This window comes from Chryseobacterium panacisoli (assembly GCF_008274625.1).
In the GTDB taxonomy this organism is placed as follows: Bacteria; Bacteroidota; Bacteroidia; order Flavobacteriales; family Weeksellaceae; genus Chryseobacterium; species Chryseobacterium panacisoli.
Genome location: NZ_VTRU01000002.1, coordinates 134,867 through 158,549 on the forward strand (window position 1 = coordinate 134,867; position 23,683 = coordinate 158,549).

The following is a 23,683-nucleotide window of genomic DNA, read 5'->3' on the forward strand; positions in this document are numbered from 1 at the left end:
AGACCAACGGCAGAAATAATCGACCAACGGCGTTTTGTGAATTATTGTTGAAGTTTGCTTAGCTTTTTTAAGGATTGAAAAAAGAAAGATTATCCTTATAAGTACGTCCGATAGGAAGTTTGATATGATGTGCCAGTTCTATTTCGTGACAGTTTTTTCCGCGGATAAGGTGGCGGGGAACCGCATAGCTTCTGTGTATTCTGACAAAAGAATCAAAAAAGTTTTTTTGCAGGAGATTTCCCAGAGAATTTAAAATACAGTGATTTTTTTCAAGAGTGATAATCCTGGTGTAATCTTTCAAAGCCTCCAGATACAGAATATCTTTCATTTTAATCTGAAAAATATGTCCTCCTTCTTTTATTTTGATGCAGTTTTCTCCTACCATAGCGTCATAGCATTCACATTTTTCTTTCACTTCAAAAAAATCAAAAAGCTTCTCCATCGAATAATGAAAGCGTTCTGTGGTGAGGGGTTTGATGATAAAATCTAACGTACTGATTTCAAAAGCTCCGGCAGCAAGCTCCGGATGGGAACTTACAAAAATGCAGGCAGGTATCTTATGGGCCAGCTTCCGGAACTCAAGTCCGCTCATACCCTGCAAATTAGTCTCAATAATCAAAAGATCAGCAGGAACATCAAGATAGGGAACTGCCTTTTCAGCAGAATCAAAAGAGGCAACAATTTCAATGTTTTGATATTGTTTGATATAATGCTGAAGAACCAGTCTGTCCAGTTCATCATCATCAATAATCATACATCTAATATGGGTAATCATGATATTCCGGAGATTAGTTTTGATTTAAATATTTAAAAATCAGAAAATTATTACATAAAGTTATTGATTTTTTATAAAACCTTCATCAGCAAACTTAAATTTATATTAAAATATGTTATTAAATAAAAATTGATTTTGTTTTTTTTCTGAAAAATATTAACTTGTAAAAATCATAAACATAGATAGAACTTAATGTTAGAAAAGAAAGAACATAACTATGAGAAAGCGGTCTTAGTGGGTGTTATTACCCAAAATCAAGACGAAGAAAAACTGACAGAGTATTTAGATGAACTTGAGTTTTTAGCTTTCACAGCCGGAGCAACCGTACAAAAGCGTTTTACCCAAAAACTGACTCAGCCTGATTCCAAAACCTTCATCGGAAGCGGAAAAGCAATTGAGATAAAAGAATATGTAAAAGAAAACGAGATCGGAACTGTAATTTTCGATGACGAACTTTCTCCTTCACAGCTTAAAAATCTGGAAAGAGAGATGGAGGTTAAAATTTTGGACCGTACCAATCTTATTCTTGATATTTTTGCCCAAAGAGCCCAGACTTCTTATGCAAGAACTCAGGTGGAACTGGCACAATATCAATATCTTTTACCACGATTGACCAGAATGTGGACTCACCTTGAACGTCAAAAAGGGGGAATTGGAATGAGAGGTCCCGGAGAAACGGAAATTGAAACTGACCGTCGTATTATCCGTGACAGGATTACATTGCTGAAAGAAAAACTGAAGACCATTGACAAGCAGATGGCGACTCAGCGTAATAACCGTGGGAAAGTAGTTCGTGCAGCTTTGGTGGGATATACCAATGTTGGAAAATCTACTTTGATGAATTCCATTTCAAAATCTGAAGTTTTTGCAGAAAATAAATTATTTGCCACTCTGGATACCACAGTAAGAAAAGTGGTGATCGGAAACTTACCGTTTCTGCTTACGGATACAGTAGGATTCATCAGAAAATTGCCTACTCAGCTGGTAGAATCATTTAAATCTACTTTGGATGAGGTTCGTGAAGCTGACCTTTTAATTCATGTAGTGGATATTTCGCATGAGAGTTTTGAAGATCACATAGAATCTGTAAATCATATTTTGATGGAAATCAATGCCCATCAGAAGCCAATGATCATGATCTTCAATAAAATTGACGATTTCAGCTATGAGAAAAAGGATGAGGACGATCTTACCCCTTCAACCCGTAAAAATATATCTCTGGAAGAGTGGAAGAAAACATGGATGGGGAAATCAAAATACCCAACCGTATTCATTTCTGCTTTAACGAAGGAAAACTTCCCGGAAATGAAGAAAATGATTTACGATGAGGTGATGAAGATTCATATTTCCAGATTTCCATACAACGATTTCCTTTTCGAATATTTCGATAACGACGAGGAAGAAGAAAGCAACAATTAATGAAATATCACTTTTTCCTTTTATTCATCATGTTTTCGGTTTTTGGTTTCAGCCAGAAATCAAAGCTTGATTTAAAAGCTGTTGAGAAAAGTCTCAAAAATTCTGATTCTCCCTACAATTATGAGAAGCTTATTTTTAAATATAAAGGATATCCGAAGTCTTTGGACAGCATAGAGTCTCAATATCTTTACTATGGAAGAAATTTCAGAAAAGATAAAGTAAGCACGTCAGACGATAGCTTTAAAAGCCTTGCTGAAGCCTTTAAGCAGAACAATTTTGCAGACTGTATCAAGCAGGGGAAGGCCTTGTATGATAAAGATCCTACGAACCTGGATATTTTGCTGATCCTTCTCAGAGCATATGATTCTGTGAAGGATGGCAACAATTTTATGCATCATCTGAATCAGTTTCGTTCGCTTACGGAAGGGATAAAAATCTCAGGAGACGGAAAATCTGAAAAAACAGCCTATATCGTCAATTCTGTAGGAGATGAATATATTCTGCTGAACATTCTGAATATAGGAAAGGATTATACGAGAAGCTCAAAACCTGCCAAGGATGGCATGTTTGATGTTTGGCAAAAAGAGGGGCAGCAGCTCTATATTAAAATACTCTATTTGGAACTTACCAATTAATCATAAAATAAAAAACACTTAGTGGAATTATATTATTCATTTTCAGCATTAATCGTATTAGCATCAATATTCGCCTATCTCAATTACAGATTTTTAAAACTTCCAAGTACCATCGGAATTATGGTGATCGCCATTGTGGTGTCTATTTTCCTGGTAATGTTCGGAGAAACAGTACTTCCGAGAACCTTCGGTCATCTTCACAATCTGATGAATGGTATCGACTTTACGGAGGTTTTGATGGGAGCTATGCTTAATTTTCTACTCTTTGCGGGAGGAATTCATATTAATATTAATGACCTGAAGGAGCAGTTCAGACCTGTAGTGATATTTTCCACGGTGGGAGTTGTGATTTCTACTTTTGTGGTAGGATTTGGAATGTTTTATTTACTGCCTTATGTTGGCGTTAAGCTTCCCTTCATCTATTGCCTTGTCTTTGGAGCATTGATTTCACCTACCGATCCGGTGGCGGTTCTGAGTGTTCTGAAACAGGCTAACGTATCCAAATCACTGGAAACAAAAGTAGCCGGAGAATCTCTCTTCAATGACGGTATGGCAGTTGTGGTCTTTACAGTGATCTTACAGCTGGCAGTCGGGAAAGAAGTGGATCTGAGCGTAGAAACCATTGGATTGCTTTTGCTTAAAGAAGCCGGAGGTGGTCTTTTACTCGGAGTTCTGTTAGGATGGGTTACTTCAAGACTGATGCGTGAAGTGGATGATTATATTATCTCTGTATTGGTAACGCTTTCTGTAGTGATGGGAGGTTATCTTATTGCAAGACAGATGCATATCTCAGGGCCGCTGACTATGGTTGCTGCAGGATTGTTTATGGGGAACTTCAACAGAAGTTTCAAAATGAAATCAGTCACTCAGGATTATCTGATCAAATTCTGGGAGCTTATTGATGAAATTCTGAATGCTGTATTATTTCTGTTCATCGGATTTGAACTCTTGATGATTAAAGACCTTAGACACTTCATGATTCCAGGCTTAGCTGCTATTGTGGTTGTACTGTTTGCAAGATTTATTTCTATCTGGGGGCCTACAAAATTTACCTCTCTGAGAAAAAGTTTCAGCCCGCAGACCGTAAAAGTTCTGGTTTGGGGAGGAATCAGAGGTGGAGTTTCTATAGCGTTGGCAATGTCTATCCCTAAAAGTGAATACAGTGAGATTATTTTAAGTATTACCTATTGTGTTGTAGTCTTCTCCATTATTGTTCAGGGACTTACCATTGCCAAGGTGGCCAATCCCAATAAGATTGCAAAAGAAGAGGAAGAACAGGAGAATATTACCTTAGAAGAGAAAGCTTAAAAACGCTTAATTGTACTTATGAGCATCGTTAAAGAAATACAGGAAGCCCTAGCCGTTCTGTCCATTCCTGAAAAGGCAGAATTTTTTCCGAGATTTTTCAAAACCGGAAAAGGAGAATATGGCGAAGGTGATTTGTTTTTGGGCGTAAAAGTTCCGGACCAGCGCTCTGTTGCGAAAGAATATTACTCGAAAATAAGCTTAAAAGAGCTCAGTACATTACTGTCTTCAAAATATCATGAACATAGGCTGACAGCACTTTTTATGCTGATTTCAAAGTTTGAAAAAACAAAAGATAAAGCTGTAAAAGAAGAAGTGGTTGCTTTTTACCTGAATCACCTGCCCTATGTGAATAACTGGGATTTGGTAGACTCCACATGCTATAAGATTTTGGGAAGATATTCTTTTGAAAATCAGAAAGAAAATCTTCTTAGAGAACTTTCAGAGTCTGAAGAAATGTGGCACAAAAGAGTAGCCGTTGTCGGGACGATGCATTATATAAAAAAAGGCTCATTTTATCTTACAAAGGAATTCGTAACCAAAAACCTCAAACACCCTCACGATCTGATGCATAAAGCAAACGGATGGCTGTTACGCGAAATGGGAAATAAGAATGAAGGAGAACTGATCAGCTATCTGAATGTGTATTACAAAGAAATGCCGAGAACCTGTCTTCGGTATGCTATTGAAAAGCTGGACGAAGATCTTCGCCAGGATTATCTGAAAGGACGTATTTAAATGAGAATAAAATTAATAGCACTGTAGTTTCCTGTCCTGAAAAAGTACCGGAAAACAGCTATTTATGCTCAAAAAATCAAAGATTGTAAGGATGTAAGTCCAAAATTGAGTAATTTTGTGGTCTTAAACCCAATCATGAAAAATTTTCTCAGATTATTTCTTCTATGTATTCCTTTGCTACTCCTGACAAGCTGTTTCGATATCCTTGATAAGGTGAATGTAAAGGCGGATGGTACAGGAGAGTATACCATTATTTTGAATGCCAGCAAAAGCAAAACAAGACTGGCATCTATCTCAAAAATGGAAACCATTAACGGGAAAAAAGTTCCGAAAAAGGCCGATATTGAAAATAAAATCAATGAAGCTGCAAAAATTTTTAAAGGAACTCCCGGAATCAGCAATGTGAAAACCTCCATGGATTTTGATAATTATATCATCAAACTGAGCTGTAATTTCAAAAAGATTGAAAACATCAATGCCGGACTGGAAAAACTGAAAGCTCAGAACATACTGGGTAAAATGGTTCCGACGCAGGTTTACAGCCAGAATCTCGAAAAAAAGATATTCGCAAGAAATAAGGTCAATACGTTCAAAGAAGATTACAACAAGATGAGCAAGGCGGATAAGGAAGTTTTTAACAATGCCAAATATACTTCCGTCATGCAATTTGAAAGTACGGTGAAATCACAAACGAACAGTGTTTATGTGCTTTCTCCCAATAAAAAAGCACTCAAGCTGGAAGCTGATATTCTGGACCTGATTCTTCAGAAAAAACAAATACAAAACACAATTCTTTTTCAATAAATTTCTAAACTATAGTCATGAAATCTATCTTATTAAAAACACAAAAAATTCTTTTTGTACTCTTGGGTTTTACACTGGTTTTTGCCCAAAATAGTATGAAAATCCCTAGTGATGCCGTATTTTATATGGAAGTCAACGGGAAACAGCTAAATAATAAAATCAACTGGAATAAGTTGAATCCTTTGCTGCACGAATTGAGCAAAAAGAACAAAGAAAACCTTTCGTGGACAGATTATTCCAAGACCGGAATCAAATATGACGCTGTTCAATACCATTATGCAAGCTTTAATGACTCCATTAAGGCATACAATACTCATTTTATCATTGATAATAAGGAGAAGTTTCAGGAATTCATTAATTCTGTCAAGAAAAAAGGACAGGAAATTTCTAATAAAAAGAACTATTCTTATGTAGATATCAATGACGATATTTTTGTTGCATGGAACGGGAGCCGAGCGGTTCTTAGGATGATAAGCTATACCAAACCTTATAAGGATCTTTGGACAACAGAAGCTGTTGCAGATAGTACAGCTGTTGCCGTTGACTCCGTTTACGCGGAAACAGGAGATACTGCTTATACTGATGAGCCGGAAAAACCTTTTGATTATAAAGAAGAAATTAAAAATCTTAAAGACGATATTAAATATCTGAAGGAAAGTATCAAAGATAATAATAACGAGATTGCAAGGATCCAGAAAGATATCAAATACCTGCAGAAACACCATAAATATCCTGAAGAGAAGGAGAGCGCTGAAAATGAAGAAGAAATGCCTGCTGATGCTTATGCTTACGATGAGGAAGAGGATATCGCTTACAAAAAAGAGCAGGATTCTATCCGCAGAGAAAACTTTAAGATCGTTCAAAAAAATGCTGAAGACCATTTTGACCAATACTTCAGTTCAAATCTGGAAATTGGAGTGCCCAAGGAAATGCTGGCATTCAGAGATGCCCATTCTGATGTTTTTGTCTATGCAGACTACGGAAGAATTGTGAATGAAGGAATTTATGGCAAGATGACGAAGTTCTACAGCTATGGGGAGCTCTTTAAAAATATGTACAATTCCAACTATTCTTACAATCTGTATTTTGATAAAGATAAGGTAAGGCTTGTTAATAATTATCAGCACAAAAATGCTGACATTCAGAAAAATATCTCTGCTGTTTATAAAGGAAAGAAGAATAAAAAACTGCTGGAGCTTATCAATGAAAAAAGTGTTGGTTACTATGCAATGAATGTGAATGGAGCCAAATGCTTTGATATGATGTACAGCCTGCTTCAGCATTCCGGAGAAACCGAGTACAAGAAAGAAATGGAGCTGATCATGGAAACCGTGAAAATTGTTCTGGATGAAGAGGCCATTGCCAAAATAGCACCAGGAAACGGAATCTTTGTTTTGAATGAATTAAAATCTAAAAAAGTAGAATACACAGATTATGAATATGATGCCGATTTCAACGAAAAAGAAGTAAAGAAAACTAAAGATATTGCTGTTCCTAACTTCACTTTTGCCTTTGCTACGGAGAATGAAGGTTACTGGAACCGTATTTTTGATTTGCTTTCGACCAATAAGAAATTTTCTAAAAGATTCTCTAAAAAAGGAAATCTTTATACTTTTAAAGAAGAAAAGGATGGAGGATATATAGATCAGTTGTTCTTCACTGTAAAAGATGGCGTTGTTTATCTGATGAGCTCTGCGGACAATATTTTACCTGTAAATCAGTCTGATATTTCCAGAAAATGGGCGAAAGATTCTGCTAAGTATCCATTATCAGGAAGATTGGATATCCAAAAACTTTTGATAGGTTTAGATAAGGAATTCAAAAGCCCTAAGGAAAGAAAGGCATTGGATGCCATCAGAAAAAATGTAGGTGAAATGTATTATAAGACAGAGGTAAAAGGAGAAAGCATTCAGACAGAAATGAATTATAATATTAAAGATTCTTCGGAAAACAGCTTAATGTATTTCTTTGATGTATTCGATCAGGTTTTTAAAACAAAAGAAACCGAAGAGAAACCACAAATCTTATAGATGAATAAAAAGAAGATTATTGTCCCGTTAGTTTTATTGCTCGTTATTGCAGTCTATTTTGTGGGTTTTCATAAAAATAAGAACCTCAGATATATTCCTGAAAATGCAGATGCAGTGGTTTTAATTGATATAAAAAAAGTAACGGGACAATACCTCTTCGGCCTGGTAACACATCCCTCACATTGGTCCGGAAGTAAGGCTAAGGGCAAAAGTTCAGGCTCACTGAAAGATTCAGGAATCAGAATTCCGGATTTTCTACAGATCTTCCATATTAAAGACACGAAGTTCTCCGAATGGTATAGTGTTTTAGAAATTAAAGATTCTCAAAAACTCATTGCTTTTTTAAAGAAGCAAAACTTTGTAGATAAAGGAAACAATCGTTTTCAGAAGGATCAGTTTTTCATCATAATCAATGGTGGGCATTGTATTGCAGGGACTTCAGATCTGGCTTTTGAAACGATTCAGAAAAATCTTCTCAAGGCTTCTTCAAATTCTGTTCTGGATGCAGATCAGTTTATTCATAACACTACAGGAAGTATTTCTTTTATTTCAGGAGAGAAAATTCAAAACTTTTCTATTGAATTACATGATGATGAAATTGAAATCAAAAACAATTCAAATCCTGGAATTCTTGATGCTCTAGCCTCCAAACTTCAGAAGGGAAACCACTTCATGGAGATTGAATTAGATAAGGAAAGCATCAAAAACCTCAGCCATTTTTTCAATAAAAGTATTGCAGATTCCTCACAGGCTATTTACTTTAAAGCAACGGCAGATCTTGAACAGGTTAATGATACCATCATCAGCTATGAATATGATGACAATTTCAATGAAATTGAAAAAAAGACCTTTCAGAAAATTACCCAGCCCAATTATACCCTCGATATTAAAAGTGATGATCCTGATAAAACCTGGGCGTATTTACAGTCTGAAAAGTGGATCAACAGCCGAAATCAATTCACCGCAATTCCTTTCCAGCCCAATCAGGTCAGCCAGAATATTGACGGTATTATCATACAATCATCCGGAAAACCAATAGCATTATCACCTCGGTTACAAGAAAACTACATTTTCATCAGAAACAGCAGTCTGCTGTATTCTTCTTTAAAAACCCTGAGTGCCAGCGAAAAAAGAATCATTTCCGATATAGATTATGTGTTGTATGGGAATAAGTCGCAGGATTATTGGGTGAAAATAAAAGCAAAAAACGGAGAATTACCCTTAATTTTACGGTGGTAACTATAGAAACCGAATAAAATTATCTATAATGGCTCCATCAGACATCGCAGTACTCAAAACTTTTACTCATTATTTTCTGCATCTCGTTTTTCCGGTATTTATTGCACTCATCTTCTATCGCAAAAACTGGAAGAAAGCTTATTTTATTCTCCTGGCTACCATGCTGGTAGATCTGGATCATCTTTTTGCCAACCCGATTTTTGATCCGTCAAGAGAGAGTATAGGTTTTCACTTTTTACATTCTTATTATGCCATTGCGGTGTATTTTTTGCTGCTGTTTTTTAAAGGAAATATCAGAATTATAGGAATTGGGCTTCTGCTTCATATGCTGACAGATTATCAGGACTTTAACTTCTGGCCTCATTAAAATATTATTAATATTTTCTTTCGATATTGAAAATTTCATAGATTTTTTGTATTTTGTAGTCACTTATGAGACCTAAAGAATTCTTACATTATACCTATATTTTTCCTCTCCTTGCGGTAGGGTACTACTTTTTCGGGCTGATGGGTTCAGGGGTTCTTTATGATATTCTTGCAGGTGTTTTACTGATCGGAAGTGTATTGTCAGCAGTACACCATGCCGAAGTAGTGGCTCATAAAGTAGGGGAGCCTTTCGGAACCATTATTCTGGCGCTTTGTATCACCATTATTGAAGTTGCGTTGATCATCTCGCTGATGGTGGCCGGCGGAGATCAGGCGATCACGCTGGCCAGAGATACGGTTTTTGCCGCTGTAATGCTTATTCTTAACGGAATTCTGGGAATATGTATTCTTGTAGGCGGTGTTAAATATCATGAGCAGTTCTTTGCAAGAACCTCAGCAACTACTTATCTGGTGAGTATTGTTTCAATCCTGGTACTTACCCTGGTCCTTCCCAATTTCACTTCAAGTGTCAACGGGCCTTTCTATAATGAAGCACAGCTTATTTTTATATCCATTGCCTGTCTTGTCATTTACGGTATTTTCCTGATGGTACAGACCGTTCGTCACAGAAGTTATTTTATAGTTCCGGATGAACATCCGGAAGAACATTATATTCCTTCTCTCACAAAAACGCTTATCAGTTTTGGTTTCCTGGTGGTTTGCCTTGTTATTGTTGTACTTATGGCAAAAGGATTATCGGATACAATAGAAGGGATGGTACAGAGCCTTGGGGCACCCAAATCCCTTGTTGGAGTCATTATTGCAGCCGTGGTTCTGCTTCCGGAAGGGGTTGCCGCAATCAGAGCAGCAAGAGCCAATCAAATACAATCCAGCTTGAATCTTGCGCTGGGTTCTGCATTGGCAAGTATCGGATTGACTATTCCGGCGGTTTCCGTAGTATGTATCATGTATGATATTCCATTGGTTCTAGGTCTGGACAAAAAAGATATTATCCTGCTTTCTTTATCCGTATTTATTGTAATGCTTTCATTAAGCCGCGGTAAGACAAATGTCCTGTACGGAACCGTCTTATTAGTGAATCTGGCAGCATATATCTTTACGGTAATTGTGCCTTAGATAAGAAGGAAAACCTGGGGTAAATAAATCCCTCGGAATCTCGCACCCCGAATTACACCGCTCACTAAAGTCTTCTCGCCAATTCCATCTTGAAAGCCATTAGTTTTGCAATATTTTCGGATTTGTAGATCGCCATATCTGCGTTTTCTCCTACAAAATTTTCTTCAATAGTAGTACGCCAAAGCTCTAGCCATCTGTCAAAATGTTTCTGTTCCATAGCCTGTATCTCATTAATAGGGAAATGAACCCCCATTGGATTTCCCTTATAAGACATCTGCCCGAAAAGAATAGATTCCCAGAAAGAATACATTTTGGGAAGATGCTTATCCCAGTTAACCTTAGCAATATCATTGAAGAAGAAACCAATGGTTTCATCCTTTACTACTTTGGCATAAAATGAATTAACCAGATGTTCGATATCCTCTCTTGATTCAAGCTTTTTCATCTGCCAAATTTACTGTAAAATCAAATTGGATAAGTAATGATTTGATTGATAAAATTCATGAAAACAATATTTTATCTTTGTATCCGGAAACAAGGAGAAGTTCAATGTTCGGTAATTAAACTATTCAAAAACAAATGCTATAAAAATGACAGGAGGATTCAGAAAAAAGATCCGTCAGAAAAATACGGAGAACAGTGGCTTCGGAACTAATGCATCCGGAAGATTTATCAATAAAGACGGTCTTCCGAATGTTCAGAGAAGAGGGGTGAATGTCTTTAACAGGTTAAGCTGGTATCATACCATGCTGAATCTTTCTTCATTTCGCTTTATTTCCTATTTGGTCATCGCTTATATTCTTATCAATCTTCTTTTTGCAATGATCTATTACCTGATAGGTGTTGAGCATCTTACAGGAATTGACAAAAGTGATCCGTTGAACGAATTTATCGATGTGTTTTTCTTCAGTTCCCAGACCTTCACAACAGTCGGATATGGAAGAATTGCTCCGGTGGGATTTTTGGCCAGCCTTGTTGCTACTTTTGAGGCTTTTCTGGGATTGCTTACCTTTGCCATTGCAACGGGGCTTTTTTACGGAAGATTTTCAAGGCCGAGAGCTTATCTAAGATTTTCTGATATAGCAGTGATTGCTCCTTTTCAGGAATCTTCGGCCCTAATGTTCAGGCTTGCTCCTTATAAAAATAATGCATTGACGGATGCGGACGTCATTGTATCTGTAGCCATTGAAGTGATAGAAAACGGGATTCCCAAAAGCAATTTTTACAGGCTTAATATCCAGATGAGTAAGATCAATACATTAGCCTTAAACTGGACTGTTGTACACAAAATTGATGAAAACTCTCCGTTCTATGGCTTTTCTGAAGAAGATTTTAAAAATACGGATATTGAACTTATTGTACAGGTAAGGGCATTTGATGAAGTGTTTTCAAACACTGTGGTTCAGAGGTCTTCATACACTACAGGAGAAATTGTGTATGGAGCTAAATTTGTTCCGATGTATTATCCAAGCAAAGAAAATCTTACGACGGTTCTGGATCTGGATAAAATAAATGAGTATAAGAAAGAAGATCTCCCGGACTCAACCGGAAATAAAGAATAAATGAATTTAGATTTTTATAAAAAACAAGCGGTACAAAAGCAGAAGGAACACAAAAAGTTTCTGGACGGATTAAAGAAAAAACCGCCCAAAAATCTCGACTATATTGTACAGGAAACCCATGAGGAAGTTTTTGATGAAATAGACTGTTTACAATGTGCCAATTGCTGCAAAACAACCGGTCCTTTGTATACCGAAAAGGATATTGAGCGTATTGCCAAGCACCTCAGAATGAAATCTGCAGATTTTGAAGCCAAATTTTTAAGAGTAGATGAAGACAATGATAAAGTACTGCAGAATCTTCCCTGCTTTTTCCTGAACAGTGATAATACCTGTTCTATTTATGAAGTAAGACCGAAAGCCTGCCGTGAATATCCTCATACGGACCGGAAGAAGATTTACCAGATTAATAACCTGATGCTGAAGAATACAGTGATCTGCCCGGCCGCTTTTGAATTCGTAGAAAAAATGATGAAGAATATAGCGAAATAATTTCTAAGGATGGAAGAAGGATGATGGGAGCAGAAAGCTATTACGCCAAAGAATTGATGTTTCAACTGCAATAAACTTCAAGCTTCAGGCTTCGGTCCTCTATCCAAATTATTATAATTATTTTTGCAAATTCCTCTTAAATAATTATAAAGTACGTTAAATAAGCTTATTACACATAATTTTATAAATGATGCTTCGTTTAAGTTAAACAATCATTTAAATATTACATTATGAAAAAGTTATTTTTAACGGCAGCGTTTACATTAGTCGGAGTAATCGCAGTATCAGCACAATCTACACCACAAAAGCCGGCCGATACTTCTACTAATAACACAACGACAACTCAAACCCAACAACCGAATACACAGACTACAAGTCCTTCGGATCCAAAGACTCAACAGGAAAAAACACCTGCTACCACAATGGAAACAGCTCCTGCAACTGACCCAACTGTAAGCACAACACCTACAGATGCAACTAAACCTGCAGATGCGCCTAAAGAAGAGAAGAAAGACAAAAAGAAGAAAAAGTAAAAGTACTTTAGCAAACACTAGTCGGAATCCTGAAATCTTGTATTTCAGGATTTTTTTTGATCAATTTCCTTTACTTTGAACCGGACAATCGTATTGACTAAATCGATAGGAAGATCTTCAGAAATCGGAAACTGTACAGCTCCTTTGGAAAACTTATATTTTCTTTCCTCAAAATCCGTTTCAAAATGACTGATCCCTTCAGGTCCGGGATAAAAGCCAATGTGTTTTTTATACGCGGCAAAATAAACCAAAGGCTTTTCTTTATATCTGAAAGCAGGCATCTGGTAGCCGATATATTCTTCCAGACCGGGAACCTGTGAGTGAATGGCTTGTCTCAGCTCAAGCAGTTTTTCCTGTATTTCTATGGGGAACAGAAGAACATATTCATCAATATTTTTAAAAGTGTTTTTCATGATATAAAAATAAAAAAAGCGCTGCATATAGCAGCGCTTTCTCCTTTCACTTTTTACTTTTTTCCCATTATCCCGGGAACAGGCTATATCAAAAAAGGTCGGGAATTTTTCCCAACCTTTGTTTCTTTTGTTACACAACTCCTTGAGCCAACATTGCTTCTGCTACCTTTACGAAGCCGGCAATATTTGCACCTTTTACGTAGTTTACATAACCGTCTTCGTCTTTTCCGTAGTCTCTACAAGCTTTGTGGATACCAATCATGATTTCCTTTAATCTTGCATCAACCTCTTCAGAAGTCCAGTTAAGACGGATAGAGTTCTGAGTCATTTCTAATCCTGATGTAGCAACACCTCCAGCATTGGAAGCTTTACCAGGAGAGAATAATACTTTATTATCTAAGAAATAGTTGATGGCGTCTAGTGTAGAAGGCATATTAGCCGCTTCAGTTACACAAACACATCCATTTTCAACTAGTTTTCTTGCATCATCTAAATCTAATTCGTTTTGAGTTGCAGAAGGGAAAGCAACATCACACTTCACATCCCAAGGACGTTTTCCAGCATGGAATTCAGCAGAAGGATATTTTTTAGCATAATCCTCAGCTCTGTTGTTTCCTGAAGATCTAAGCTCTAATAAATAATCGATCTTTTCTCCGCTGATACCGTCTTTGTCATAAATGTATCCGTCTGGTCCAGAGATTGTTACCACTTTAGCGCCTAGTTCAGTTGCTTTTTTGATCACTCCCCAGGCTACGTTTCCGAAACCTGATACCGTTACTGTCTTACCTTGGAAGTCCTGTCCGATAGTCTTCAACATCTGCTCAGCGAAGTATACTACACCATATCCTGTAGCTTCAGGACGGATCAGCGATCCTCCGTAAGCAAGACCTTTTCCTGTAAGAACTCCGGTAAACTCGTTTCTGATTTTCTTGTATTGTCCGAATAAATATCCGATTTCTCTTGCTCCAACACCGATATCCCCTGCAGGTACGTCTGTTTCAGGACCGATATGTTTGCACAATTCTGTCATGAAAGCCTGGCAGAAACGCATTACTTCCATATCAGATTTTCCTTGTGGATCGAAATCTGAACCTCCTTTACCACCTCCCATTGGAAGAGTTGTTAATGAGTTTTTGAATACTTGCTCGAAAGCTAAGAATTTAAGAACTGATAAGTTTACAGTAGGGTGGAAACGGATTCCTCCTTTGTATGGTCCAATAGCAGAGTTCATCTGAATTCTGAAACCTCTGTTAACCTGAATTTCTCCTTTGTCATCAACCCATGGAACTCTGAAAATAATAATTCTTTCAGCTTCAGCCATTCTTTCAAGCAGCTTCATTCCGGTATATTCTTTTTTAGTAGCAATGAATGGAATTACGGTTACGGCAACTTCTTTTACAGCCTGTAAGAATTCCGGTTCGTTAGGATTTTTTGCTTCAATTTTTGCAATAAACTCTTGGATTTTCTGGTCAATATTATATTGTTCCATATATTAAGGTTGAATATTATTGTCAACAAATTTAATTTTTTTTTCAAGATTCACAACACTGTATTTCAACATTGTTAAAAATTAAATAATAATGTTTCGTAATATTATTAAATTGATAATTAGTGTTTAAATTTTATTAAAAATGAAATGTTATGTGTGAAATAATGCAATATTAAGAAATCATTAAATCTTAAATTGCGATGAATTGCCTCCCGGAAAACGATTTTACTTTCCCTAAAAGTTCCAATTCCAAAATTATTGGTAAGATTTTGTGAGTGGGGATCTTAATTTTCTGCGACAGATCATCCAGAGAAATCTTAGGTTGGTCTTTAATAGATTGATATATTAAAGACTGATTATCAGATAATTGTATCGTAGTCTCGCTATAAGGAAATAACTCTTCTATTTTTTCTTTAGGACTATCAAATCCGAGTATGCTAATGAGATCTTTTATGGTAGAAATGGCTGTTGCTTTGTTATGGAAAATCAACTGATTACATCCCTGGCTGCAGAGGTCTGTAATTTTTCCCGGAAGGGCAAAAACGTCACGATTATAATCATTAGCAAAAGTGGCGGTGCTTACAGAGCCTCCTCCAAAACCGGTTTCCACCACAATGGTTGCGGGAGACATTCCTGCTACAATTCTATTTCTTTGGATGAAGTTTTCACGATCTGGTTTTTGAGAAGAACTGAACTCTGTAATTAATGTACCTCCTTCTTCCAAAATTTTCTCTGAAAGCTTTTTGTTTTTTGATGGATATAAATATTGGAAACCATGCGCAAGAACAGCAACTGTAGGTTTCTGATGACGAATAGACTGCTCATGAACTTCTTTGTCAACTCCAAGAGCAAGTCCGCTCACTGATGTATATTTTGAAGATTGAGTTGCTTCAAAGAAGTCTTCAATAAATTTTTGGCCATAGCCAGTCATATTTCGGGTTCCTACAATACTTACTTTAGACAGTGTATCATCTATCTTTCCTTTCTGATATAGAATAGCTGGTGCATCATTACATTCACTAAGTAGTAAAGGAGTTTCATTAAGATGCTTCAGTCTGATTTGAATATTATTCTTTTCACAAAAAATTAATTCTTCTTCTGCGAATTTCAAATGATCATTATTCCCAATGTCTGAAACTGTTTTTTGTCCTATGCCTTCCAGTTTTTTATATTCTTTCTTTGCTCTTTTCCATGCTTCCTGAGCACTTCCAAAAGTACGGATAAGTTTATGAAAATGAATGTCTCCAATCTGGCTGCATTCGCGAAGGGCGATTGCATAAAAGTATTCTTCGGAAATCATGTGTGTTTTTTTCAAATGTAGTGAATTAAGAATTATTTCTTCCTTAATTCATCCAAATGATCCCAAATATCATCTCTTTTTTTATAGGGGAGCTCCATAAAATCTTCCGGATGATTTTCTTTATATTCCTGCCACAATTTATCATCCTTTTCGCTATAATAATTGGGAAATTCCCAAATAAACATTTTCTTCTTTTCCCCCACATTTTTAAAAGCAAATGCAATTATACTTCCTACTACAGCTCCGGAAAGATGAGCCTGCCATGAAATTTTACTCGGTTCCTGCATGGTATAAAACAGCTCTTCAGGCAGCATTCCCCAGACTAAACTTCCATAATACAGCACAACAAGCATTGAAATCGTAAGAAGTTTTGTATTCCATTTAAATACCCCGCTGAAAAAAAGGAAGAATGCAAGAACGTAGACTACGCCACTGGCTCCTATTGTACAAGTGTACATGTATTCGCCAGAGAAAATGTCAATAGGAGGAAGGAGCCATACTAAAAGCCCTGTTGCCAGCCAGCCGATAATAAAAACTTTATTTGCAACTATTGGGTAAAACTGATAGAGCAAAAACATAAGTGCAGCTATCGGAATTGAATTTCCTATAATATGATCAATATTGCCATGCAAAAGAGGAGAGGTAACGATACCGAGCAATCCTTCAGGCAAAAGCGGAATGATCGCTCCAAAGCAGCTTTGAAAAAAGCCCTGCATTTGTAAAAAATATCCAAACCACATTGCAGAAAGCATCAGCAAAGGGTAGATAATCGCTTTTTTGGAAATTGCATTTTTAAACATGAGGATTTTATGTCAAATCAAAAGCCAATGATAAATTTCGGAAAATTTGTCGATGAATCAGTTTCTACTTACTTGATTTTAAGACAAAAGGTATCAAATTTGTTTTTAAGCTTATTATTTTGGCATTGATTTTACAGAGGTATCTTATTATTAGGTAATTCAACTTTATGAATTAGAATTCTTTAAAGCTGAATTTACCTTTAAAAAAAATTATATTAATACTTTTGCATTGAAAATTATTTGAGTAATGAAGAAGTTTTTATTGATTCTTTCCTGTTTTATAGGAATATATGCAAGTGCACAAGAAGAATTGAAAAAAGATTCCGTAGTGGTAGACACAGTGAAATACTGGTCAGTAATTGGGAAAAACACGTTAATGATCAATCAGGCTGCTTTTTCAAACTGGGTAGGAGGGGGAGCCAACAACGTAGGGTGGCTTGCCGGTGTCAATTACAATCTGACCTATGAAAAAGACAAAGATCTCTGGGAGAATATTATCATACTGGGCTATGGGCAGAATGACACAAAAGGATTAGGAATAAGAAAAACACAGGATGTGATCAACATTTCAACCAATTATGGAAGGAAGTTTTCAAAAAGCTGGTATTTTTCTTCAGGAGCAGGATTACAATCTCAGTTTGCTGCAGGATATGAGGATGGAAATAATCCCGAAGCAAAGAAAATATCAAATTTTATGGCACCAGGCTATCTGAATGTGGGTATGGGTATCACCTACAGGCCCAATGATGATTTGACTGTTACTTTACGTCCTATCAACGCCAGATGGACCTTTGTACTGGATAAAGACCTTCAGACCGCAGGAAGTTATGGTTTAAAAAATGATGGTGATACCTCCTTGTTACAGTTCGGTTTCCTTGGAACGGCAATTTATAAGCTGAAAATAATGGAAGATATTTACTTAACCAATACGGCTTCGGTTTTCTCGAATTACCTTGACCGCCCGGACAGATTGGTCCTTGCTTATGGAGCCCTGTTAAACCTTAAAGTAAACAAATATATTTCTTCCAATGTAACGCTTGATTTGCTCTATGATCACAATCAGATCGAAAAAACACAGCTGAAACAGACCCTTGGAATCGGGTTCGCGTATACCATTGATAATGGTGTGAAGCGTTCTGACCGTAAGGACAGTCAGTGGTGGATTAAAAAATAATAATAATTACATCAGTTTTAATAGAAAAACACTTCAGAAATGAGGTGTTTTTTGTTTTTTAAATAATGTAGTTTTAAGTTGATTTAAGTTTGGAGTGTGATCCTTGGGTGTTTAAATGGTTTGTTTTCATTGTATTATAGGCAAAAAATCAACTATGTTAAATTCATTTTAAAGTGAATTTTATTTAGGCGTAGATTATTATTTATACATTTGTAATAAATCATTATTATGAAAAAACTTTTATTGATCAGTTCCATTTCTTTTGGAGCGATAGCTTTGGCACAAGAAACTAAAACAGAGGCTCCGGCAACAGACACTGTTAAAGCCTGGTCTATTCAAGGACAAAATACATTAATGCTTAACCAGGCTGCCTTTTCAAACTGGGTAGGAGGGGGAGCCAACAACGTAGGATGGCTTGCCGGTGTCAATTACAACCTGACTTATGAGAAAGGGAAAGATCTTTGGGAAAATATCATTATTTTGGGCTACGGACAGAATAATACTCAAGGTACAGGCGTGCGAAAAACTCAGGATGTTATCAACCTTTCTACAAACTATGGTAGAAAGTTTGCTGAAAGCTGGTATTTCTCAGGAGGAGCAGGCCTTCAGACTCAGTTTGCGCCGGGATATGAAGATGGAAATAACCCTGATGCTAAAAAGATTTCCAATTTCATGGCTCCGGGATATCTGAATGTGGGTGCAGGGGTTACCTATCGCCCTAATGATAATTTGACCGTAACATTACGTCCTGCTAACGCGAGATGGACTTTTGTTTTAGATAAGGATCTCCAAACTGCCGGAACATATGGCCTTAAAAATGATGGTGATTCATCACTTTTCCAGTTCGGTTTCCTTGGAACAGCCATCTATAAGATTAAGATCATGGAGAATATTAATCTGACCAATACAGCATCTGTATTTTCAAATTATCTGGATCATCCGGATAGATTGGTATTGGCTTATGGAGCGGTATTAAATATGAAGATCAATAAATATATTTCATCCAATATTACCCTGGATCTGCTGTATGACCATAATCAGATCTGGAAAACACAGTTGAAGCAGACATTGGGCGTAGGTTTGGCTTATAATTTTGATAATGGTAAGAAACGTTCAGATAATAAGGATAACCAAGGCTGGTTAAAGAAATAAGCGGGATAGACACCCGTAAAAAATAAAAAAGCACTTCAAAAAGAAGTGCTTTTTCGTATCAATATATATAAGTCTTAGAATTCTATATCTACTCCTAGTTTCTCTGCCAATAGCTTTGAAATTTTCTCTTTTAGAGGCTCTATATCAATATTTTGCATGGCATCATTTGCGAAAGCATATAAAAGTAATGCCTGAGCTTCTTTTTTAGAGATTCCTCTTGCTCTCAGGTAGAATAGGGCATCTTCATTCAGCTGACCTACTGTACATCCGTGAGAACATTTTACATCATCTGCAAAGATCTCCAACTGCGGTTTTGTATCGATGCTTGCCCCTTCACTTAGCAACACGTTGTTGTTTTGCTGATAAGCATTTGTTTTCTGAGCAATTTTATCTACAAAAACTTTCCCGTTGAAAACTCCGTGGGCATTCCCATCGAAGATTCCTTTATAGTTCTGATAACTTTCACAGTTCGGGAAGTTGTGGTGAACTGCCGTGTGGTGGTCTACCAACTGATCTTTCCCAATGATCGTGATTCCGTTCATGAATGAATTGATATTAGATCCATTATGAATAAAATCAAGGTTGTTTCTTACCAGTTTACCTCCGAAAGAGAAAGTATTTACAGTGGTTAAGCTGTCTTTTTCTTGTCTTGCGAATGTATTGTCGATAAGATATGTTGTGTTGTTGTCATTCTGAAGCTTATGCCAGTCAGCTTTTGCATTGGGATATGTAAAGATTTCCGTTACAGAGTTGGTCAATACATAAGTGCTGTCAAAATTATGGTGGCTTTCAATCACTTCTACTTTGGCTCCTTCTTCTACAATTAAAAGGTTTCTTGTGTTGTAGAACGTATTTTCTTCCTGATTCTGAGAAATATAAAAAATGTGGATTGGTTTTTCAATCACTACATTCTTAGGAACTTTCAAAAAGAAACCGTATTTGCAGTAAGCAAGGTTTAAGTTTGTAAAAGCTTGTTCTTTAGAAGCAATGGTATTGAAGTATTTTTCAAAAACCTCTTTATGCTTCTCATCATTCAATGCATAGTTGAATGAAAGGAATTCTACATTTTCAATAGAAACTTTTGAAAGTTCTTTATGAAGTTTACCGTTTACAAAAACAATCCAATCAAAATTTTCTTCACCAAGGTGCAGTTCATCAAACTGTTCTTTGGTGATATTGTGGCTCTCTTTCGGGAAGAAGTTGTAGCTTTTTTCCGTGATTTCCTTTAGATTGGTATATTTATATTCTTCGTCTTTTTTTGTCGGAAAACCAACACTTTGAAACCTTTGAAGAGCTGCTTTTCTACTGTCATCCAGAAACCTGTGACGAAGACTCTCCAAAAATTCATTATGGTTCTCTATGATCTGTTCTTTTAATGCCATTACTGGTATATCTGTGGTTTGCACCATTTTTTCTTTTTTTTTGAACTAAAATATTGCTATTCCGAGGAACAAGGAATCCAATTTTTAATGTTAGAGATTCTTTATTTTACTACGTTTCACGAATGACTGCGAAAATTATAATCTCTGAAATAATATATTTTCTTCTTAATTAAGAAGCCAGTCGTAACCTTTTGCTTCAAGTTCTAATGCTAAGGATTTGTCACCAGTCTTGATGATTTTTCCATCTGCTAAAACATGAACGAAATCCGGTTGAATATAATTAAGCAATCTCTGATAGTGCGTAATCAAAAGAACTGCATTCCCTTCATTTTTAAAGTGGTTTACCCCGTCTGCAACGATTCTTAAAGCATCGATATCCAATCCGGAATCGGTCTCATCAAGAATAGCCAGTTTAGGATTAAGCATCATCATCTGGAAGATCTCATTTCTTTTCTTTTCACCTCCTGAGAATCCCTCGTTTAATGATCTTGAAAGGAAATCTTTCTTGATGCCCAGCTTTTCAGATTTTTCACGGATTAATGCAAGCATTTCTTTTGCCGGCATTTCTTCCAGTCCGTTTGCTTTTCTTGTTTCGTTCAAAGCAGCTTTGATAAAGTTCGTTACAGAAACTCCCGGAATTTCCACTGGATACTGGAAAGAAAGGAAAATTCCTTTGTGAGCTCTGTCTTCAGGAGCATCTTCAACGATATCTTCTCCCTGGAAAAGAATCTCTCCACCAGTCACTTCGTAATCTTCTTTACCAGCGATTACAGAAGAAAGGGTAGATTTCCCAGCTCCGTTCGGCCCCATGATAGCGTGAACTTCGCCTGGCTTTATTTCAAGATTAATACCTTTTAATATTTCTGCGCCATCTTCAATTTTGGCGTGAAGGTTTTTAATTTCTAACATTTTATTTGCTTAAACAAATTATTTTTGAATTCTATATACTAAACTTTCAGGTTGACCAGGGACATCATTCAGTGTCCCGATTTGTATCATACCTGCCTTTTCCAATACTTTAACAGAAACTATATTACTGGGACGGACAATGGCGAATATTTCTTCTTTATTGTCTTCGTTTAACCCAAAATCTATAGCTTTCTTTGTGAATTCTGTGGCGTATCCTTTCCCCCATGCCTCGGAAGCAAAACGATAGCCTAAATTCAATTTTTCTTCTTCTCCGTAGAGTTTATAGCTCAATCCTCCAAAACCTATTATATTTTCTGGATCATCCTTTTCAACAATCACCCAGCCTCCAAAACTGTACTTTTCCCAATGATCAAGCATTCTTGTAAATGTGCTTTCTGCTTTTTCAAAACTCATTGGTCCGCTTGGATTATGAATATTGGTTTGAGGATCATGATTAATTTCAAAGAATCTTTCAAAATCTTCTTTTGTAGGTTTTCTTAAAATTAATCTTTCTGTAGCTATCATATTTTCTTATCCTACTGAACCTTCTAATGAAATTTCAAGTAATTTCTGTGCTTCAATAGCAAATTCCATTGGAAGCTTGTTCAAAACTTCTTTACTGAAACCATTCACGATCAAAGCAATTGCTCTTTCCGTATCAATACCTCTTTGGTTACAGTAGAAAATCTGATCCTCCCCGATTTTTGAAGTCGTTGCCTCGTGCTCTAGCTGTGCAGTAGGATCTTTGATTTCAATATAAGGGAAAGTGTGGGCACCACATTCATTACCCATCAATAGAGAGTCACATTGAGAGAAGTTTCTTGCTCCTTTTGCTGAAGGCATTACTTTCACCTGTCCTCTGTATGAGTTTTGAGATTTTCCTGCAGAAATACCTTTGGAAATAATTGTTGATCTGGTATTCTTTCCAATGTGGATCATTTTTGTTCCTGTATCTGCATACTGATGGTTGTTGGTTACCGCAATAGAGTAGAACTCTCCGATAGAATTGTCTCCTTTCAGAATACAAGAAGGATATTTCCATGTTACAGCCGAACCTGTTTCTACCTGAGTCCATGAGATTTTTGCATTTCTTTCGCAAAGTCCTCTCTTCGTTACAAAGTTGAATACCCCTCCTTTACCTTCTTCATTACCAGGATACCAGTTCTGAACTGTAGAATATTTGATCTCAGCTCCGTCTAAAGCAATCAGTTCCACTACTGCAGCGTGAAGCTGGTTTTCATCTCTTGATGGTGCTGTACATCCTTCAAGATAGGAAACATAACTTCCCTCATCAGCTACAAGAAGCGTTCTTTCAAACTGTCCTGTTCCTGCCTGGTTGATACGGAAATAGGTGGAAAGCTCCATTGGGCATTTTACCCCTTTGGGAATGTAGCAGAAACTTCCGTCAGAAAATACTGCGGAATTTAATGCTGCATAGAAATTATCTCCTCTCGGAACTACTTTTCCAAGATATTTTCTTACCAAATCAGGGTGGTTTTTAATGGCCTCAGAAATTGAACAGAAAATAATTCCTTTCTCTGCCAATGTATCCTGAAAAGTAGTTTTCACAGAAATTGAATCCATTACGATATCTACGGCAACACCTGAAAGTCTTTTTTGCTCTTCGATATTGATCCCTAATTTTGCAAAAGTTGCTAATAATTCAGGATCTACCTCGTCAAGACTTGCCAGTTCCGGCTTTACTTTAGGAGCAGCATAGTAACGGATTGCTTGAAAATCCGGTTTCTCATACTTGATATTCGCCCAGTTAGGCTCTACCATTTTCAACCAGATTTTGAAAGATTCCAGTCGCCATTCAGTCATCCATTCCGGCTCTTCTTTTTTAGCAGAGATCGCACGGATGATATCCTCATTTAAACCGATCGGGAAATCTTCATAATCAATCTTCGTTTCCCAACCGAATTCATATTTTTTATTTTCTAGATCGACCCTTAAATCGTCTTCTGTATATTTACTCATTATTATTTTTTAGATTTCAGATGGTAGATTTCAGCATTCAGAATGGCTCTGA

The 23,683-nt window shown here is 36.6% G+C and carries 24 protein-coding genes; 14 read left to right on the forward strand and 10 right to left on the reverse strand.

Annotated elements, in window-relative coordinates; translation table 11 throughout:
* Positions 1 to 67: 67 nt before the first annotated feature.
* Entirely contained in the window at positions 68 to 775 is a 708-nt protein-coding gene (locus FW781_RS11140; RefSeq protein WP_228720186.1) for a LytR/AlgR family response regulator transcription factor, read from the reverse strand.
* A 192-nt stretch (positions 776 to 967) separates the two neighbouring features.
* Between FW781_RS11140 and hflX the strand changes: the two genes are divergently transcribed.
* The 9 genes from hflX to FW781_RS11185 all read left to right on the forward strand — a co-directional run bounded on the left by hflX (position 968) and on the right by FW781_RS11185 (position 10,448).
* Positions 968 to 2,194 carry a GTPase HflX gene (hflX, locus tag FW781_RS11145; protein WP_149387511.1) on the forward strand — a complete coding sequence of 409 codons (1,227 nt, stop codon included), beginning with the start codon at positions 968 to 970 and terminating at the stop codon, positions 2,192 to 2,194.
* The gene (locus tag FW781_RS11150) at positions 2,194 to 2,829 is read left to right on the forward strand and encodes a DUF4919 domain-containing protein (RefSeq protein ID WP_149387512.1); all 636 of its coding nucleotides are present in this window, start codon (positions 2,194 to 2,196) and stop codon (positions 2,827 to 2,829) included. Before hflX ends, FW781_RS11150 begins: the two co-directional genes overlap by 1 nt.
* Before the next feature lie 21 nt (positions 2,830 to 2,850).
* Positions 2,851 to 4,137: a cation:proton antiporter gene (locus FW781_RS11155; RefSeq protein ID WP_149387513.1), complete on the forward strand. Its 1,287-nt coding sequence runs from the start codon at positions 2,851 to 2,853 to the stop codon at positions 4,135 to 4,137.
* An 18-nt stretch (positions 4,138 to 4,155) separates the two neighbouring features.
* Complete coding sequence (locus FW781_RS11160; protein ID WP_149387514.1) at positions 4,156 to 4,872, forward strand: DNA alkylation repair protein; 717 nt, start codon at positions 4,156 to 4,158, stop codon at positions 4,870 to 4,872.
* Positions 4,873 to 5,007: 135 nt separating this feature from the next.
* Positions 5,008 to 5,676, forward strand: a complete 669-nt coding sequence (locus FW781_RS11165) for a hypothetical protein (protein WP_149387515.1) — start codon at positions 5,008 to 5,010, stop codon at positions 5,674 to 5,676.
* A gap of 17 nt (positions 5,677 to 5,693) precedes the next feature.
* The gene (locus FW781_RS11170; RefSeq protein WP_149387516.1) at positions 5,694 to 7,706 is read left to right on the forward strand and encodes a hypothetical protein; all 2,013 of its coding nucleotides are present in this window, start codon (positions 5,694 to 5,696) and stop codon (positions 7,704 to 7,706) included.
* Entirely contained in the window at positions 7,707 to 8,945 is a 1,239-nt protein-coding gene (locus FW781_RS11175; protein ID WP_149387517.1) for a hypothetical protein, read from the forward strand.
* Positions 8,946 to 8,973: 28 nt separating this feature from the next.
* Entirely contained in the window at positions 8,974 to 9,312 is a 339-nt protein-coding gene (locus tag FW781_RS11180; protein WP_149387518.1) for a DUF6122 family protein, read from the forward strand.
* Positions 9,313 to 9,377: 65 nt separating this feature from the next.
* Positions 9,378 to 10,448 (forward strand): calcium:proton antiporter, encoded by a 1,071-nt coding sequence (locus FW781_RS11185; protein ID WP_149387519.1) that lies wholly within the window; start codon positions 9,378 to 9,380, stop codon positions 10,446 to 10,448.
* Between the two features lie 64 nt (positions 10,449 to 10,512).
* Here the strand turns inward: FW781_RS11185 and FW781_RS11190 are convergent, their stop codons facing one another.
* Positions 10,513 to 10,893 (reverse strand): group III truncated hemoglobin, encoded by a 381-nt coding sequence (locus FW781_RS11190; protein WP_149387520.1) that lies wholly within the window; start codon positions 10,891 to 10,893, stop codon positions 10,513 to 10,515.
* A gap of 145 nt (positions 10,894 to 11,038) precedes the next feature.
* Here FW781_RS11190 and FW781_RS11195 point away from each other — a divergent pair, with 145 nt between their 5' ends.
* From FW781_RS11195 to FW781_RS11205, 3 genes are all read left to right on the forward strand, one after another.
* Positions 11,039 to 12,010 carry an ion channel gene (locus tag FW781_RS11195; RefSeq protein WP_149387521.1) on the forward strand — a complete coding sequence of 324 codons (972 nt, stop codon included), beginning with the start codon at positions 11,039 to 11,041 and terminating at the stop codon, positions 12,008 to 12,010.
* The gene (locus FW781_RS11200) at positions 12,011 to 12,499 is read left to right on the forward strand and encodes a YkgJ family cysteine cluster protein (protein ID WP_149387522.1); all 489 of its coding nucleotides are present in this window, start codon (positions 12,011 to 12,013) and stop codon (positions 12,497 to 12,499) included.
* Positions 12,500 to 12,729: 230 nt separating this feature from the next.
* Positions 12,730 to 13,032 carry a hypothetical protein gene (locus FW781_RS11205; protein WP_047380180.1) on the forward strand — a complete coding sequence of 101 codons (303 nt, stop codon included), beginning with the start codon at positions 12,730 to 12,732 and terminating at the stop codon, positions 13,030 to 13,032.
* Between the two features lie 44 nt (positions 13,033 to 13,076).
* Here FW781_RS11205 and FW781_RS11210 read toward each other — a convergent pair whose 3' ends face one another.
* The 4 genes from FW781_RS11210 to FW781_RS11225 all read right to left on the reverse strand — a co-directional run bounded on the left by FW781_RS11210 (position 13,077) and on the right by FW781_RS11225 (position 17,034).
* Entirely contained in the window at positions 13,077 to 13,445 is a 369-nt protein-coding gene (locus FW781_RS11210) for an iron chaperone (protein ID WP_149387523.1), read from the reverse strand.
* A 130-nt stretch (positions 13,446 to 13,575) separates the two neighbouring features.
* A complete protein-coding gene (gene gdhA, locus FW781_RS11215) occupies positions 13,576 to 14,934 on the reverse strand; it encodes an NADP-specific glutamate dehydrogenase (RefSeq protein WP_047376148.1) in 1,359 nt (452 codons plus the stop codon).
* A gap of 190 nt (positions 14,935 to 15,124) precedes the next feature.
* The gene (gene dprA / locus FW781_RS11220; protein WP_149387524.1) at positions 15,125 to 16,234 is read right to left on the reverse strand and encodes a DNA-processing protein DprA; all 1,110 of its coding nucleotides are present in this window, start codon (positions 16,232 to 16,234) and stop codon (positions 15,125 to 15,127) included.
* A gap of 32 nt (positions 16,235 to 16,266) precedes the next feature.
* Positions 16,267 to 17,034, reverse strand: a complete 768-nt coding sequence (locus FW781_RS11225; protein ID WP_149387525.1) for a rhomboid family intramembrane serine protease — start codon at positions 17,032 to 17,034, stop codon at positions 16,267 to 16,269.
* 247 nt (positions 17,035 to 17,281) lie between these two features.
* Here FW781_RS11225 and FW781_RS11230 point away from each other — a divergent pair, with 247 nt between their 5' ends.
* Together FW781_RS11230 and FW781_RS11235 are read left to right on the forward strand one after the other, a co-directional pair.
* The gene (locus FW781_RS11230; RefSeq protein WP_149387526.1) at positions 17,282 to 18,208 is read left to right on the forward strand and encodes a DUF3078 domain-containing protein; all 927 of its coding nucleotides are present in this window, start codon (positions 17,282 to 17,284) and stop codon (positions 18,206 to 18,208) included.
* A gap of 228 nt (positions 18,209 to 18,436) precedes the next feature.
* Positions 18,437 to 19,360 carry a DUF3078 domain-containing protein gene (locus FW781_RS11235; protein WP_149387527.1) on the forward strand — a complete coding sequence of 308 codons (924 nt, stop codon included), beginning with the start codon at positions 18,437 to 18,439 and terminating at the stop codon, positions 19,358 to 19,360.
* Positions 19,361 to 19,434: 74 nt separating this feature from the next.
* Here the strand turns inward: FW781_RS11235 and sufD are convergent, their stop codons facing one another.
* From sufD to sufB, 4 genes are all read right to left on the reverse strand, one after another.
* On the reverse strand, positions 19,435 to 20,742 hold the full coding sequence (gene sufD, locus FW781_RS11240; RefSeq protein ID WP_149387818.1) for a Fe-S cluster assembly protein SufD: 1,308 nt from the start codon (positions 20,740 to 20,742) through the stop codon (positions 19,435 to 19,437).
* A 165-nt stretch (positions 20,743 to 20,907) separates the two neighbouring features.
* Complete coding sequence (gene sufC, locus FW781_RS11245) at positions 20,908 to 21,651, reverse strand: Fe-S cluster assembly ATPase SufC (RefSeq protein ID WP_077413357.1); 744 nt, start codon at positions 21,649 to 21,651, stop codon at positions 20,908 to 20,910.
* An 18-nt stretch (positions 21,652 to 21,669) separates the two neighbouring features.
* Positions 21,670 to 22,176 carry a GNAT family N-acetyltransferase gene (locus tag FW781_RS11250; protein WP_149387528.1) on the reverse strand — a complete coding sequence of 169 codons (507 nt, stop codon included), beginning with the start codon at positions 22,174 to 22,176 and terminating at the stop codon, positions 21,670 to 21,672.
* Positions 22,177 to 22,182: 6 nt separating this feature from the next.
* Positions 22,183 to 23,631, reverse strand: coding sequence for a Fe-S cluster assembly protein SufB (sufB, locus tag FW781_RS11255; protein WP_047380189.1), 1,449 nt, complete (start codon positions 23,629 to 23,631; stop codon positions 22,183 to 22,185).
* Positions 23,632 to 23,683 lie beyond the last annotated feature (52 nt).

Bases quoted from the DNA above. Each gene is read 5' to 3' on its own strand.
- FW781_RS11140 (WP_228720186.1), bottom strand. From the start codon at position 775: ATGATTACCCATATTAGATGTATGATTATTGATGATGATGAACTGGAC.
- hflX (WP_149387511.1), top strand. From the start codon at position 968: ATGTTAGAAAAGAAAGAACATAACTATGAGAAAGCGGTCTTAGTGGGT.
- FW781_RS11150 (WP_149387512.1), top strand. From the start codon at position 2,194: ATGAAATATCACTTTTTCCTTTTATTCATCATGTTTTCGGTTTTTGGT.
- FW781_RS11160 (WP_149387514.1), top strand. From the start codon at position 4,156: ATGAGCATCGTTAAAGAAATACAGGAAGCCCTAGCCGTTCTGTCCATT.
- FW781_RS11165 (WP_149387515.1), top strand. From the start codon at position 5,008: ATGAAAAATTTTCTCAGATTATTTCTTCTATGTATTCCTTTGCTACTC.
- FW781_RS11170 (WP_149387516.1), top strand. From the start codon at position 5,694: ATGAAATCTATCTTATTAAAAACACAAAAAATTCTTTTTGTACTCTTG.
- FW781_RS11175 (WP_149387517.1), top strand. From the start codon at position 7,707: ATGAATAAAAAGAAGATTATTGTCCCGTTAGTTTTATTGCTCGTTATT.
- FW781_RS11180 (WP_149387518.1), top strand. From the start codon at position 8,974: ATGGCTCCATCAGACATCGCAGTACTCAAAACTTTTACTCATTATTTT.
- FW781_RS11185 (WP_149387519.1), top strand. From the start codon at position 9,378: ATGAGACCTAAAGAATTCTTACATTATACCTATATTTTTCCTCTCCTT.
- FW781_RS11190 (WP_149387520.1), bottom strand. From the start codon at position 10,893: ATGAAAAAGCTTGAATCAAGAGAGGATATCGAACATCTGGTTAATTCA.
- FW781_RS11195 (WP_149387521.1), top strand. From the start codon at position 11,039: ATGACAGGAGGATTCAGAAAAAAGATCCGTCAGAAAAATACGGAGAAC.
- FW781_RS11200 (WP_149387522.1), top strand. From the start codon at position 12,011: ATGAATTTAGATTTTTATAAAAAACAAGCGGTACAAAAGCAGAAGGAA.
- FW781_RS11205 (WP_047380180.1), top strand. From the start codon at position 12,730: ATGAAAAAGTTATTTTTAACGGCAGCGTTTACATTAGTCGGAGTAATC.
- FW781_RS11210 (WP_149387523.1), bottom strand. From the start codon at position 13,445: ATGAAAAACACTTTTAAAAATATTGATGAATATGTTCTTCTGTTCCCC.
- gdhA (WP_047376148.1), bottom strand. From the start codon at position 14,934: ATGGAACAATATAATATTGACCAGAAAATCCAAGAGTTTATTGCAAAA.
- dprA (WP_149387524.1), bottom strand. From the start codon at position 16,234: ATGATTTCCGAAGAATACTTTTATGCAATCGCCCTTCGCGAATGCAGC.
- FW781_RS11225 (WP_149387525.1), bottom strand. From the start codon at position 17,034: ATGTTTAAAAATGCAATTTCCAAAAAAGCGATTATCTACCCTTTGCTG.
- FW781_RS11230 (WP_149387526.1), top strand. From the start codon at position 17,282: ATGAAGAAGTTTTTATTGATTCTTTCCTGTTTTATAGGAATATATGCA.
- FW781_RS11235 (WP_149387527.1), top strand. From the start codon at position 18,437: ATGAAAAAACTTTTATTGATCAGTTCCATTTCTTTTGGAGCGATAGCT.
- sufD (WP_149387818.1), bottom strand. From the start codon at position 20,742: ATGGCATTAAAAGAACAGATCATAGAGAACCATAATGAATTTTTGGAG.
- sufC (WP_077413357.1), bottom strand. From the start codon at position 21,651: ATGTTAGAAATTAAAAACCTTCACGCCAAAATTGAAGATGGCGCAGAA.
- FW781_RS11250 (WP_149387528.1), bottom strand. From the start codon at position 22,176: ATGATAGCTACAGAAAGATTAATTTTAAGAAAACCTACAAAAGAAGAT.
- sufB (WP_047380189.1), bottom strand. From the start codon at position 23,631: ATGAGTAAATATACAGAAGACGATTTAAGGGTCGATCTAGAAAATAAA.